This window comes from Shewanella mangrovi, from assembly GCF_000753795.1.
Classification (GTDB): Bacteria; Pseudomonadota; Gammaproteobacteria; order Enterobacterales; family Shewanellaceae; genus Shewanella; species Shewanella mangrovi.
Window position 1 is genome coordinate 96,971 of record NZ_JPEO01000010.1, and the last position, 12,981, is coordinate 109,951.

Genomic DNA, 12,981 nt, shown 5'->3' on the forward strand with positions numbered 1-12,981 from the left:
AATTTTTACGCACACCTTCGACATTAGCGTTAATCCTGAAGTTCCGCAATTTACCATGCTGAATTTGTGAGCATGCAGGCTATCACAGTAACTTAATCACAAATTTTTTGCTTTTAAAGTGATTCTTTTTTGCATTTGTTGAGTTAATCATCTGTTTTACAGGTAAATAATCTTTGGTTACATCGCTGCGATATCGGGATTATGCTAGTATGTGCGGCAGTTAAAGCTCGCTGAATGAGCACGATGGAGGGGCGATGGCTGAATTAACGATTGAGGTAGGAGCGGATACCGCGCTACTGCAATACAGTGAAAATGGTGTCACGGAGCAGTATAAAGTGCCGACTGGCGAAACCTTTTCGCTGGCGGATCTCAATCAGCATATCGCTGACTTTGAAAGTGACTACCAACTCAAAGATTACCGTTTAGCCATCGCGTTTCCGGGCATGGTGCGCGACAACACCTTGTTATCCTGCAAGCATTTACCAAGTTTGATGGGCGTTAACCCCACCAAAATCCAGTCGCATGCCAGCACCTTGGTGTTAAGTAATGATGTGCATGCAGCAATGTATGCCGTCGCCAGTAACAAGTATCGTTGTGAGATTCTGGTGGGCTGCTCAGCAGGTATGGGTTTAGCTGTAGCGTTTGACGGCAAAGTGTTTACTGGGGCAACAGGCATTGCTGGCGAAATTGGCAATTGCCGAGTGATGACCGAATCGGGCGAATTTAGCTTGGATCAGATGGCCAGTGGTGAGTCGATTCGGCAACGCCGTTTTCGTAACCCAGTAGAGCTATATCGCTCTGGTGCTTATCTTGGTATGGGAATTTCGTGGGCCGCCAATTTACTCAATCCGCAACGGATTTGGCTGGCAGGAAGTACCTTAAATCAATCGGATTATTACAAGGGCTGTGTGGCGAGTTTGAAAGAGATGGCGATGCCCGCAGCATTAAGTCATTGTCAGATCAGTCGAGTCGATGATTCTGAAACTATCGTCTGCCGCGGGCTGCAAGTGATGCTGCAGTCGCTTACGGATTAATCTTCAAAAGCTCAACATCAAATACCAACGCTGAGCCCGGAGGAATAGGGCCAGCGGTGCGGTTGCCATAACCCAATTCAGCTGGAATAAACAAACGCAGTTTGTCGCCTTCCACCATTAGCTGCACACCTTCGCTCCAGCCGGGAATCACTTTATTCAGTGGAAATTCAATTGGTTCGCCACGGGCATAGGAGCTGTCAAACACGCGGCCATTGATCAACCGGCCTTCATAATGCACTTTAACCGTATCGGTTGGTTTGGGATGTACGCTGCCTTCACCGTGTTCCAAATACTGATATTGCAGCCCGGAATCTGTGGTGATTACGCCTTCCTGAGTTTTGTTGGCTTTCAAAAAGGCTTGGCTGGCTTCGATGGTTTCTTGCATGCCGACACGCTGTTGCCTATCGATAAAGAAATAAAAAATGACCGATGCGATAATGATGACGGCAAGCACAATTCTCATAGAAGGTTCCAGCAACAGTAAAAAGAGCGCATATGTTACCAGTGAGCGCGAGTAAGCGCCAAAAATCTAATACCAACTTGGTGGCAGCATGGCGCGATAATGGTAAAGCCCGAATAACCCCGCGAGATTTAACAGCACCATCAGCACAAATACTCGGCGAAATTCCGGCTTAACCGATTTATGTCGCAATCTTTGTTGCGCCAACAGCGCACCCGGCCAGCCGCCGATAAGCGCCTGCAGTTGCAGTGTGTTCTCAGCTACTCGCCAACTATCTTGCTGCGCTGCCGCTTTATCCTTCGCGTAGGCGATATAGCAGATAAGGCTCATGGTGAAATACCAAACAGGCGTGTAAAAGGGGAGCAAATGTTGCCAACTCGCCAGCGCCAACATCGGCCACAATGTTAAAGACCATGCCAGTGAGCTGCGCCCTGCCTGATGTTTTTGCTGGCGATGTTGTCGTTGTTTAGCTTGTCGACGCAGCAATTGTTTATCTTCTATCGTCATTGCGTTTTTGGCTTGCCAACGTCCTTGTTTGTCCTGCTCAAGTTCATAACTTAGCAGTTCACCGAGCGCCGGACGGCGGCTACGATTCGCCATCGCCTTGATATGTAAAAATACCTGCTGTTCTCCCGTAAGCGGCGTAATAAAGCCAAATCCACGCTCGTCGTGCCATTGGCTCAAATGTCCTTTTCCTCTCATTTAGCGTCCTTTCTTATCATTTAAACGGATGGTAACTGCGTCCAAACGCGAGTTTGCGCCATAACCATTCCAACGGCCCTTGCGAAAAATAGCGTAGCCACATGGGCGCAATGAGCAGTTGCAGCATATTCCACAGCATTGCCAACGCCAGATAGTGATACCACTCGAGAAGGTAGTTAAGCTGCGGCGCTAGATGACGCAGCAACAATACACCTGTCACAGATTGACCAATATATAAGGTGAACGGAATGCGACCTACCGCTTGCAGTCGATGTGCAAGCGATGCCGCGAGCCGCTTTGTGGTGACCAGCCAGTGGATCATCCACAGCGACATCGGCACTGCAGCGACACTGACGACGGGCTCTGCCAGCACTGATAGCAGCGGGTTAGAAGATTGCGATAGGACGAATGCAAAGACCGACACGATAAATGAGCTGGGCAGTAAATATTTGGCCAGCTGCGGCAGTCCTTGGGTAAACCAGTTGCTGCGCAGACCATAGGCGCCAAGCAGCATCAGTCCTAACAATTGCCACAGATAGGTGAGTGGAAAGATCACCAGATCGCCCAGCCAAAATAGCGCCTGTAGTTTTACTTGATGCCAATAATCGCCAGTCCAAATCGCCACATCGTGTTGATATTGCTCTGACTCTCGATAAATCGGCAGTGGGGTATCCAGCAGTAAGGAAGAGGCGGCCAGTAGTAGAGTACCCATGGCAAAGAAGCGCAGCGCCAGTGATAACATTGGCTTAGGCGCTAAAGACAGATAGCGCAGTAAAATTAGGCCACAAATGGCGTAATTAAACAGAATGTCGCCCAACCAAATCAGCACACAGTGCAAAACGCCAAACAGTAACAGCCAGTACATGCGGCGTTTAATTGAGTCCGTATGCTGCTCAAAGCGTTGCCATTGCAGGTACAGTCCCGCGCCGAACAGCATGGCAAACAGAGAGATAAAGCGATCTCGAAGGACAAAAAAGTACAGCAACTGCCACAAAGAATCTGAACCACTGACCGGTTGATGTGGCACATAGTCGTAATAGCTGACGCCCATGGAGAAGATATTGAGTAGCAAAATGCCTAATACCGCTACGCCGCGAATGGTATCAATACTGGCTAAACGGTGAGAGGGAATGGATTGAGACACGCTAAGAACTCGTCCTTTGATTTCTTAATGTCAGCATCATAGCGGAAGCCTTGGTGTTTGTGTTGCTTTTGCGCCAAACAAGCTGATGACAGCGCTTTAGCAAAGCGTAGTTACCGGGTAGATGATAGCGCCATGCTTCACCACTTTGGCACTTGTATAGCAGCAATAATGAATTAACTGAAAGGCGCGATAGATCGCATTAATAGACGGTTGAACCCTCTAAGTTAACGCTCCCGTATTGCAGGGCCTGCGACCGAATGAGAGGAACTCATGAATTACGTTGAGGCTTATATCGTACTGTCCGGTATTTTGATTGCTGGCGTACTGGGGTTGCGCAACTTTCGTCGACAACAGTTAGTCGGCTATGTGCAACATCACTATCAACACAACTTTCAAATCTTAACCGACAACACTCGGACCGATGATGAACGCTTTCGTGCAGTGTTCAAGGCTATCGCGCATGGTGAATTGTCGCCCGCCAATGACGAACGTATACAGCGCTTTTATCAGCAACTGAGATGGTTGAATTGGCTGCCTATTATCATATTGATTGCCGGATTTATCTTAGCGTCGTTGCTGCAACCCTAATGTGATCCCTGAATCATCAAGGAAGAGCGTAAACGTTTTTCCTATCGCATTTTTGCGCCATGATGTGTGACTAAACGCAGATAAAATCATAAAGATAAGTAGTGCTACTGCGCAGTTTTGTAAACAAGCATCTAGTATGCTGCTTGGTGGGAACGTTGAGGAGTCAGCGGGTTTTACCACGAGAGGGAATCATGATTAATATTCGGGAATTTAATCCGCAAGATTACCCAAAGGTTCAGGCCATCTACCAAGAAGGTATCGACTTTGGGTTCGCCACTTTTCAAACTGAAGTGAAAAGCTGGCAAGAGTGGGATGACGCCATGATCTCTGTATGCCGATTAGTTGCCGAAATGGAGGGGCAGCTCGTCGGATGGGCAGCGTTATCGGCCATCAGCAATCGTCCAGTGTATCGTGGCGTGGCTGAAGTGAGCATCTATGTGACGCAAGAAGCGCGTGGTCAAGGTGTTGGACATGCATTGTTGAAAAACTTGGTGAGCCAATCGGAAGCTCTAGGTTTTTGGACACTGCAGTCGGGGATTTTTCCGGAGAATCAGGCCAGCATTGCACTGCATCGTCGCAACAGTTTCCGTATCCTTGGGGTGCGTAAAAAACTGGGACAACTCAATGGTGAATGGCGTGATGTAGTGTTTATGGAACGCCGCAGCGCAGTGACCGGTTTGTAGTTAAAGGATTATCTGCAACGCTCCGTGAATTGGAGCGTTGCTATTGTTAGCGTTAACCTTATCAGATTCTAAACACCGCAATGAGCTGGCCAAGGCCGCTAGCATCCTGCTGCAATTGATTGCTGCTTTGGGCAACCACTTCACTCTTACGTTGATTGTCTGCCGAAATATCATTGATACGGGTGATATTCATATTTAACTCTGTAATGACCGCGCTCTGTTCTTCTGTGGCTGAGGCAATCTGCGCATTCATATCTGACACTTGGCTGATCGCCAGCTTAATACTGTCAATCGCCTGTACCACCGCCGCCGTTTGTGTGACGGTATCGCGTGACTGGCTTTGGGCCTTGGTCACTGAAGCATTCACCCGTTCGATGGTGCGCCGAATCACATCGGTAATGGTCGATATTTCTTGTGTCGATTGTTGTGTGCGGCTGGCAAGTGTACGTACTTCGTCAGCGACAACCGCAAAGCCGCGTCCGGCTTCACCAGCACGTGCAGCTTCAATCGCAGCGTTCAATGCCAGCAGATTGGTCTGATCGGCAATCGCGGCGATCACTTCGAGGATCTTACCTATCTCAGCTGAACTGCTTTGCAACGCTTGAGCTTCTATGGCGGTATTTTCCAACTCATTCGACAAGGAATTAATATTGTCGATAGTTTTGCCGACGACCTCTGTAGTGGCATTGGCCTGATGATCAGCATCGCCGGTATTGGCTGCTGCTTGCTGAGCATTGCTCGCAACCTCTGCCGCGGTCATCGCCATCTCATTGATGGCTGTTGCCACGCTTTGGGTTTCACTTTGCATCTCTTGGGTTATTTCGTTGGCTTCATTGGCAATGTCAGCCAAACCGCCAGCTAATTTTTGGCTTTGGCCGACAGATTGACTTACCGAACTGACCACCTGATGAATTTTGCCGATAAACACGTTGAAATAATGTGCCAGCTCTGTGAGTTCATCATTACCGTTTTCGTCAATGCGTTGCGTCAGATCGCCCTCACCAGTGGCAATATTCTCCATGGCGGCAATGGTGTGACGTAGCGGTTTAGTGACACTGGTGCTGATGATATATAGCAGCAAAAGCACTGGCAGCCACAGCACTGCAAAAATCAGCAGATTGGTCACCGTAAATTTGGACAACTGCTGGTCAATATCATCAACATAGATACCGGTGCCAATTACCCATTGCCAGGCGTCAAAGCGCTTTACTACACTCATTTTTGGACTGGGAGTGACGGCATTGGGGCGATTCCACATGTATGACACATGGCCGCTTTGTTGATTAGCGGTGACATCCAGCATTTTTTGAAATAGCTGTACCCCATGTGGGTCTTTCATCGGCAGCACATTGGTGCCAATCAGCTTTTTGGCAAATGCGTGTTGCACCATAATGCCATCACGATTAAGCGTAAAAAAATACTCATTGCCGGAATAGCGTAGGTTATCCAATGCGGCAATTGCCTGTTGTTTCGCTTCTGCGTCACTAATCAATCCCTGTTTACTTTCCTGATAATATTTATCGACAATGGTGACTGCAGCATCAGCTAAGGCATTGAGCTTATTTTCTTTCTCTAACCATAATGCTTGATTGAGGTTATAGAGTGAATAGGCAAACATGATGAGGGTTGCAACCACCACTAAGATGATCATGCCCAACATGCGTTGTGTGATTTTAAATTTGCGTAAAAATACAAATAGCGTCGACATAGGTTTACACCCTTACCACTGAGGTAGCAGTTAATCGTTGGCGTAAGTCCGTTTGAAACTTCGATGATGACGAAAGGTGTCGAACAGGAGAAGTGTCCTTCATTCAGCAGATGAATATCGAACATGGTGAGGGCTGATGATTGCAATCGCCAATCAGACAGCCGTCAGCACTGCCGATAACGCGCTGATCAGTTTACTAAAAATAGCAGAGAAAACCGCAAGAGGGGCACGGAGTGAGAAAATATCTCTAATGGGGGATGGGGATTTTAATCCGCTGCTGCGTTATTCCAACACTGCGTCTTTATCGATACCGAGTCGCTTCATGCGCGACAGTAGAGTGGTACGTTTGAGCCCCAGCTTGTGTGCGGCACCACGAGGCCCGGCAACAATGCCGTTGGTTTCCTGTAATACCGACACGATACGCTGGTACTCATCATCTTCATCGTGATTGCGGGTTGTTGCCGTTAATACTGGACGGCTGTTCACCTTCAAAAATTCACGCTCGGCGGAGTCGTCTTCTTCCAGCTCTGGTGGCAGTTGTAATGCATGCCCACTGCTGAGTAACACTGCTCGCTCAATGACATTTTGCAGTTCACGAATGTTGCCCGGCCAATCAAGTTCTTGCAGCCGCCGCAGCACCGGCGCGGGAATACTATCGATATTGCGTCCCATATGCTGGCAGGCACGAGAGACAAAAAACTTGGCCAGATGCGGAATATCATCACGACGCTCACTTAAAGCGGGCAGGCGAATTGGAAACACATTGAGGCGATAAAACAGATCGCTCCGAAACTCTTTATCGACCACCATTTTTTGCAGATCGCGGTTGGTGGCGGCAATGAGGCGAACATCCACATTAATTAAGCGATTGCCGCCAACCCGTTCAAACTCTTGCTCTTGCAATACCCGCAGCAATTTAGGTTGTAGCTCTAGCGGCATATCGCCCACTTCGTCTAAAAACAGGCTGCTGTGATGCGCCATCTCAAAGCGTCCCATGCGTTCTTTACTGGCGCCGGTAAATGCGCCTTTCTCGTGGCCGAATAGGTCGCTTTCCATTAATCCGGCTGGCATTGCGGCACAATTCATTTTGATCATGCGTTTGCTTGAGCGTGGGCTAAGGCGATGAATGGCGCGGGCAAACACCTCTTTGCCGGTGCCAGTTTCACCGAGTAGCAATACCGAACAGTCAGTGCGGGCGACAATTTCGACCTGTTTCAGTACGTCTTTAATGGAGCGGCTGGCGCCAATAATCTCATCAAACTGCTGGTGGCTGAGGCTTTCGACCTGTTCACTAAGGTAATGATTTTCGCGAACCAGATTATCTTTCAGACGGTTGATTTCTTGGTAGGCGCGGGCGTTGTCTACGGCAATGGCGGTACGTTCGGCAATTTGTGCCAACAACTGCAAGCGCGAGCCTTTAAAACAGCCGCTATCGGCCTGAGCTAATTTCAGTACGCCCAATACTTGTCCTGCGAACTTTATCGGGATCAAACACAGCTGTTGAGTGGCGGCGGGCCAAAAGCCAAACAGTTGGGTTTCGTTATGTGCGCGCGGGTCTTGTTCGTCTAACTCACACAGCTGGATTTCTCCAGATTCTAAGACCGAAAGGCAAATACTGTGTTCGGCGGCAATACGTTTGTGGGAACGTTGTGCTTTTCCCGGCTGAGTAAAAAAGGCGTTATACAGATTGAGCAGTGATGGGTCGGTATCGGGCAAGCAAACACTGATGGCATTAATGCCGAAATAGCAGTGAATTTCGTGGGCAATTTTTTCCACTAACGATTCGACGCTGCGCTCGGTGATGACCGCATTGGTGACGTTTACCAGCACATGAAAGTCGTCGCGCTCTTCACAGAGTTGGTTCTGTTCGAGCCCTAAGGATAAGCGCGCCTGCAGATGTTCCAGCGCAACCCCCAGAGATTCGCCCACTAGCTCAGCGTAAGCTTCATCGTCGGCATCGAAACGGCCAGCATCAGCGCGGCGCAGTTCGCAGTAACCGAGTAAGCGACGATGGTTAAGAATGGGAATAATCAGCGCATCATTAAAAGGCTGCTCAGTGGTTTGCTGAAATAACGCCGGATAACGTTGTTGGTATTCGTCTTGGCTCAGATGCAGCGTTGACTGGGTGGCCTCTACAATCCGCAGCGGACCGTTTTGTAGCAACATCTCATCGTCGAGCGGGCTGACGTTATCTTGCTGTAACTGGTATAGCATCGGCCCCTGACGAGGATTATCCAGCAAAATGCTGCAGGGAAAAGGCAACGGAGAGTGCTGCAGGTGGCGATTGAGACAACGTAATAGTCCATCAACATCAGCCTGATCCAGCAGTTGATGAGTTAGTCGCAAGCAGTTTTTCTGTTCATTAAGATACTGAAATCGTTGCGTCATAATTCGACGTATTCCCTTGGATTTGCGGCGAAAGTTGCTGGCCGGCAAAAATGATCAGGGCACAACCACACAACAAAGTCGTTCTTCAGCGACGCATCATTTAATCACAGACGCAAGGCGTAAAATGCGACAGGCTGCCAACTTTGGGTGAAAGAGCCCTTTATTCTAATTTTCTAATAAATAACTCAATTTTAGCGAGCCAAGGTTGTTTGCCAGCGTGGTGCTCGCCATCAACCACTGCGCAAAGCTGAGCAAGATAAATGCCAGCAACTATGGTGCTAATACTGAGTGCTCATCAGTTCATCGCAACTGTCGATTCTTACAGCGAATAACGCTCATGTTTTTTGTGATGTTTGCAGTTATTTGTCTGATTTTAAACAGTAAAAATCACTATTGCTGCACTTGGCGCAGAAAATGCTCCCTCATGCCATTGGCCTGCGTAATTTGCTTAGGCCGCAAGCCCGACAACAGCTGACATTGTTGGCGCCACATTAAGCGCTAAGCAGCAGAGCAGCAGTGTTTGTTGCCGGTTTTTTGGGAAGTTATCCCGCGATGTTGTGTCTTCGTCATATGTCGACAGCGTCGTCACTGATGGCAGTTTCGTCAAAAGTGACGACGGCGCTAACTACTGCGGGATGAAGTGCTTAGAGAGAGTATATGAACCGTTTTGTCATTGCCGATCCCAGTTTGTGTTTCGGCTGCAATACCTGCATGGCAGCGTGTTCAGAGGCACATAAACAGCAAGGGTTACAACGTGAACCCAGACTGGTGGTCATGCGCACTGCAGATGATTCTGCACCGCAGATGTGCCATCAGTGTGAAGACGCGCCTTGTGCCACAGTGTGTCCGGTAAACGCGATTCGTCATGAAGACGAAGCCATCGTACTCAACGAGAGCCTCTGTATCGGTTGCAAGCTATGTGCAATTGCTTGCCCCTTCGGCGCCATCAGCCTGAGTGGCTCTAAACCTGTCGATATGGCTGATGATGTCAGTACATCACTGGCTGCCCCCGCGCCTCGTCCTGCATTGCCTGTCAGTCCGTTATTGGATTGGCGTGTTGGCGTGCGCTCAGTGGCGGTGAAGTGCGATTTATGTAGTTTTCGCGCTGAAGGCCCTGCGTGTATCGAGACTTGCCCCACAGGCGCGATTGTCATGGTCAGTGATCAAGCGCTAGCGCAGGCCGGGCAACGCAAACGGCAGCTGACCGCAGTGACAAACTTGGTCGAATGGCCTGCGGATGCGGTGTCGAAACCAGCGGCGGGAGGGAACAAATAATGACGGCACTCTGTTGGTTAAGCACCGCCTTACTCTTGTACGTGATAGGCGCGCTGTTGTCGCTATTACTCAACCGCAACGAAGCGTTAGCCATTAAATTGAGCGGGGTGTTTTCATTGCTGGGCGGTATTGCTGGCATTGTCTGCGCGTTGCCAATTTTACTCAGTGGTCAGATGGTTACTGCTGATTATGCAGGGCCCTTTGCGGCCTTTGCTCATTTGACCTTGCGGCTCGATCTGCTGGCCGCCTTTATGGTGCTGGTAATTTCCATCCTCACCGTGGTGTGCGCCATCTACTCTTTTGCTTACTTGGAAGAGTATCGCGGCAAAGGCGCCTGGGCGATGGGGTTCTTTATGAACCTGTTTATCGCCTCAATGGTGGCGCTGGTAGCGGTGGATAACGCCTTCTACTTTATCGTGCTGTTTGAAGCGATGTCGCTTAGCTCTTACTTCTTGGTGATCTCCGAACAAGACGATGAGGCCGTTAGTGCCGGTTTGCTGTACTTCCTGATTGCCCATGCGGGTTCGGTGCTGATCATGCTGGCCTTCTTCTTGATGTATCGCCACGCGGGCAGCCTCGACTTTGCGGCTTTCCGCGCCGCAGACATGCCCGTGGGCGAAGCTTCGGCGGTGTTCCTGTTGGCCTTCTTTGGCTTTGGCGCCAAGGCGGGGATGTTACCGCTGCACGGCTGGTTGCCTCGGGCACACCCCGCAGCACCTTCACATGCTTCCGCAATGATGTCAGGCGTGATGGTGAAGATTGGTATCTTCGGCATCATTAAGGTTGGTGTCGATCTGCTCGGTGCCACTGAATGCTGGTGGGGCATTGTGGTGTTGGCCTTTGGTGCGGTGTCGTCAGTGCTGGGTGTGCTGTATGCGCTGGCTGAGCACGACATCAAACGTTTGCTGGCATATCACACCGTGGAAAACATCGGCATCATTTTGATGGGTGTGGGTGCGGGCATGATCGGCATGGCGACCCATCATCCGCTGCTGGCGTTGCTTGGTCTGCTTGGTGGCTTGTATCACCTAATTAACCATGCGCTGTTTAAAGGGCTGCTGTTCCTTGGCGCTGGTGCGGTGATCTATCGCACTCATACCAAAAACATGGAGATCATGGGCGGCCTTGGCAAGTTGATGCCTCGTACCGCTATGGCGTTCTTGATTGGTTGTATGGCGATTTCTGCTTTGCCACCACTGAACGGTTTTGTCAGCGAATGGTTTACCTATCAATCACTGTTCACCATGAGCAAGGAGGGCGGTGATATCGGCCTGCAACTGGCGGGCCCAATTGCCATTGTGATGTTGGCGATTACCGGTGCGTTGGCGGCGATGTGTTTCGTCAAAGTGTACGGTATCTGCTTCTGCGGTGCGCCGCGTAGCGAACAAGTGGAACACGCCACTGAAGTCCCCGCATCCATGACTATTGCCATGTGGCTGCTGGCGTTGCTGTGTATCGTGCTCGGTGTTGGCGCTGCGCAACTGGCTCCGCTGATCATCCAGATTGCTGCACAGCTCAGCGGCCAAACCGCCACAAGTATGGCGACGACGGCCACTGTGTTCCCGGGTGATGTGACCCAAACCAGCCTCAATACGCCGCTGCTGTTCATCATGTTGTTGGCGCTGCCATTGCTGCCACTGTTGCTGTTTAGCTTCACCGGCAAAAACAACCGCCTCAACTTCATTCAACGCGGCACCCCTTGGGCGTGTGGTTACGGTTACGAACAACGTATGTCACTTACCGCGGGCAGCTTTGCACAGCCACTGAAAGTGCTGTTCGCGCCGCTGTATCGCATGCGCAAAACCCTCGACCCGGCACCGGCGTTCCATCGCTCATTAGATGTCACTACCGATGCGGCGGCCAGAGTGGAACCCGTGTGGGATGACCGTATTGTGATGCCTGTGGTGGGTGGCGTGCAGCGCTTGAGTCGCGTAGTGCAGCTCATTCAATACGGTGATTTCCGCGTGTATTGCTTATACGTGGTCGCAGCACTGGTGGTGCTGTTACTGGTCACCATGGCGTAGGGAGGAGATGATGATGACTCAAAGTTCCTTTGTGGTAACGCTGCTGGCCGGATTGCTGCAAGCGGTACTGCTGATGGCGGTATCACCGCTGTTCTCCGGTGTCTCTCGCGTCATTCGCGCCAAGATGCATTCGCGTCAAGGACCGGGTGTGCTGCAGGAGTACCGCGATATTTTCAAATTACTGACCCGCCAAGAAGTGGCGCCCAGTTGCAGCGGCAATATCTATCGCGTTATGCCGTTTGTGCTGATTGGCACCATGTTGGCGGTCGGCGCAACACTGCCATTAGTCAGCCAAGCAGCGCCGATTGCGGCGGGCGCAGATCTGATCACTGTGGTGTACATGTTCGCCATTTTCCGCTTCTTCTTTTCACTGGCAGGTTTGGATTCTGGCAGCACCTTTGCAGGTATCGGTGCTAGTCGCGAGTTGACCCTCGGCATTTTGGTGGAACCGATTCTGATGCTGAGTTTGCTGGTGGTCGCGCTGATTGTTGGCTCGACCAATATCGGCAACATCAGCAGCAGTTTTGCGGCGGAACACTGGAATGCGCCCACCGCCACGGCGATGGCGCTGATTGCGTGTGCGTTCGCGGTATTTATCGAGATGGGCAAAATCCCGTTCGATGTCGCCGAAGCGGAGCAAGAGCTGCAAGAAGGGCCATTAGCCGAGTATTCAGGCTCAGGGCTGGCACTGGTGAAATGGGGCCTCAGCCTCAAGCAAGTGGTGGTGGCTGGCTTGTTCTTGGCGATCTTTGTGCCGTTTGGCAAAGCGGCGGATATCGGCTTGGTCAGCTTAGTGCTGGGCACTGTGGCGTTTTTGCTGAAGTTGCTGCTGATATTTGTGATTGCCTCGGTGATTGAAAACACCTTAGCGCGTGGTCGGTTCTTACTGACTGGTCGCGTCACTTGGCTGGGCTTCGGCATCGCGGTGCTGGCGTTCGTGTTCTATCTCACTGGGTTGTAAGGAGACCAGCATTT

Annotated in this window: 11 protein-coding genes; 6 read left to right on the forward strand and 5 right to left on the reverse strand. The window is 50.5% G+C overall.

The genetic code is table 11. The annotated features are described in order from the left end of the window. Nucleotides 1–254 precede the first annotated feature (254 nt). Complete coding sequence (locus HR45_RS12945) at nucleotides 255–1,034, forward strand: ROK family protein (RefSeq protein WP_037443574.1); 780 nt, start codon at nucleotides 255–257, stop codon at nucleotides 1,032–1,034. Here the strand turns inward: HR45_RS12945 and bamJ are convergent. The 3 genes from bamJ to HR45_RS12960 form a co-directional block, all read right to left on the reverse strand. Next, entirely contained in the window at nucleotides 1,024–1,497 is a 474-nt protein-coding gene (gene bamJ, locus HR45_RS12950; RefSeq protein WP_037443577.1) for a BamJ family beta-barrel-assembly machinery protein, read from the reverse strand. The two genes, HR45_RS12945 and bamJ, sit on opposite strands and share 11 nt — an antisense overlap. A 66-nt stretch (nucleotides 1,498–1,563) precedes the next feature. After that, the gene (locus HR45_RS12955; protein ID WP_063355112.1) at nucleotides 1,564–2,196 is read right to left on the reverse strand and encodes a DUF1294 domain-containing protein; all 633 of its coding nucleotides are present in this window, start codon (nucleotides 2,194–2,196) and stop codon (nucleotides 1,564–1,566) included. Between the two features lie 16 nt (nucleotides 2,197–2,212). Then, nucleotides 2,213–3,340, reverse strand: coding sequence for a DUF418 domain-containing protein (locus HR45_RS12960; RefSeq protein ID WP_037443578.1), 1,128 nt, complete (start codon nucleotides 3,338–3,340; stop codon nucleotides 2,213–2,215). A 270-nt stretch (nucleotides 3,341–3,610) separates the two neighbouring features. Here HR45_RS12960 and HR45_RS12965 point away from each other — a divergent pair, with 270 nt between their 5' ends. Both HR45_RS12965 and HR45_RS12970 read left to right on the forward strand, forming a co-directional pair. Further along, nucleotides 3,611–3,928, forward strand: coding sequence for a hypothetical protein (locus HR45_RS12965; protein WP_037443579.1), 318 nt, complete (start codon nucleotides 3,611–3,613; stop codon nucleotides 3,926–3,928). Between the two features lie 191 nt (nucleotides 3,929–4,119). Further along, entirely contained in the window at nucleotides 4,120–4,611 is a 492-nt protein-coding gene (locus HR45_RS12970) for a GNAT family N-acetyltransferase (RefSeq protein ID WP_037443581.1), read from the forward strand. Nucleotides 4,612–4,672: 61 nt separating this feature from the next. Here the strand turns inward: HR45_RS12970 and HR45_RS12975 are convergent, their stop codons facing one another. Beyond that, the gene (locus tag HR45_RS12975; RefSeq protein ID WP_037443583.1) at nucleotides 4,673–6,319 is read right to left on the reverse strand and encodes a methyl-accepting chemotaxis protein; all 1,647 of its coding nucleotides are present in this window, start codon (nucleotides 6,317–6,319) and stop codon (nucleotides 4,673–4,675) included. 282 nt (nucleotides 6,320–6,601) lie between these two features. After that, nucleotides 6,602–8,707 carry a sigma 54-interacting transcriptional regulator gene (locus tag HR45_RS12980; protein ID WP_037443585.1) on the reverse strand — a complete coding sequence of 702 codons (2,106 nt, stop codon included), beginning with the start codon at nucleotides 8,705–8,707 and terminating at the stop codon, nucleotides 6,602–6,604. Between the two features lie 657 nt (nucleotides 8,708–9,364). Between HR45_RS12980 and HR45_RS12985 the strand changes: the two genes are divergently transcribed. From HR45_RS12985 to HR45_RS12995, 3 genes are read left to right on the forward strand one after another with little or no spacing between them, the layout of a single operon-like run. Beyond that, nucleotides 9,365–9,982 carry a 4Fe-4S dicluster domain-containing protein gene (locus HR45_RS12985; protein WP_037443587.1) on the forward strand — a complete coding sequence of 206 codons (618 nt, stop codon included), beginning with the start codon at nucleotides 9,365–9,367 and terminating at the stop codon, nucleotides 9,980–9,982. After that, nucleotides 9,982–12,006, forward strand: coding sequence for a hydrogenase 4 subunit B (hyfB, locus tag HR45_RS12990; protein WP_037443589.1), 2,025 nt, complete (start codon nucleotides 9,982–9,984; stop codon nucleotides 12,004–12,006). Before HR45_RS12985 ends, hyfB begins: the two co-directional genes overlap by 1 nt. A 13-nt stretch (nucleotides 12,007–12,019) precedes the next feature. After that, nucleotides 12,020–12,967, forward strand: coding sequence for a respiratory chain complex I subunit 1 family protein (locus tag HR45_RS12995; protein WP_081933480.1), 948 nt, complete (start codon nucleotides 12,020–12,022; stop codon nucleotides 12,965–12,967). Nucleotides 12,968–12,981: the final 14 nt, after the last annotated feature.

Coding starts and splice junctions, on each gene's coding strand:
- hyfB (WP_037443589.1), top strand. CDS start 9,982: ATGACGGCACTCTGTTGGTTAAGCACCGCCTTACTCTTGTACGTGATA.
- HR45_RS12995 (WP_081933480.1), top strand. CDS start 12,020: ATGACTCAAAGTTCCTTTGTGGTAACGCTGCTGGCCGGATTGCTGCAA.
- HR45_RS12975 (WP_037443583.1), bottom strand. CDS start 6,319: ATGTCGACGCTATTTGTATTTTTACGCAAATTTAAAATCACACAACGC.
- HR45_RS12970 (WP_037443581.1), top strand. CDS start 4,120: ATGATTAATATTCGGGAATTTAATCCGCAAGATTACCCAAAGGTTCAG.
- bamJ (WP_037443577.1), bottom strand. CDS start 1,497: ATGAGAATTGTGCTTGCCGTCATCATTATCGCATCGGTCATTTTTTAT.
- HR45_RS12945 (WP_037443574.1), top strand. CDS start 255: ATGGCTGAATTAACGATTGAGGTAGGAGCGGATACCGCGCTACTGCAA.
- HR45_RS12980 (WP_037443585.1), bottom strand. CDS start 8,707: ATGACGCAACGATTTCAGTATCTTAATGAACAGAAAAACTGCTTGCGA.
- HR45_RS12965 (WP_037443579.1), top strand. CDS start 3,611: ATGAATTACGTTGAGGCTTATATCGTACTGTCCGGTATTTTGATTGCT.
- HR45_RS12955 (WP_063355112.1), bottom strand. CDS start 2,196: ATGAGAGGAAAAGGACATTTGAGCCAATGGCACGACGAGCGTGGATTT.
- HR45_RS12985 (WP_037443587.1), top strand. CDS start 9,365: ATGAACCGTTTTGTCATTGCCGATCCCAGTTTGTGTTTCGGCTGCAAT.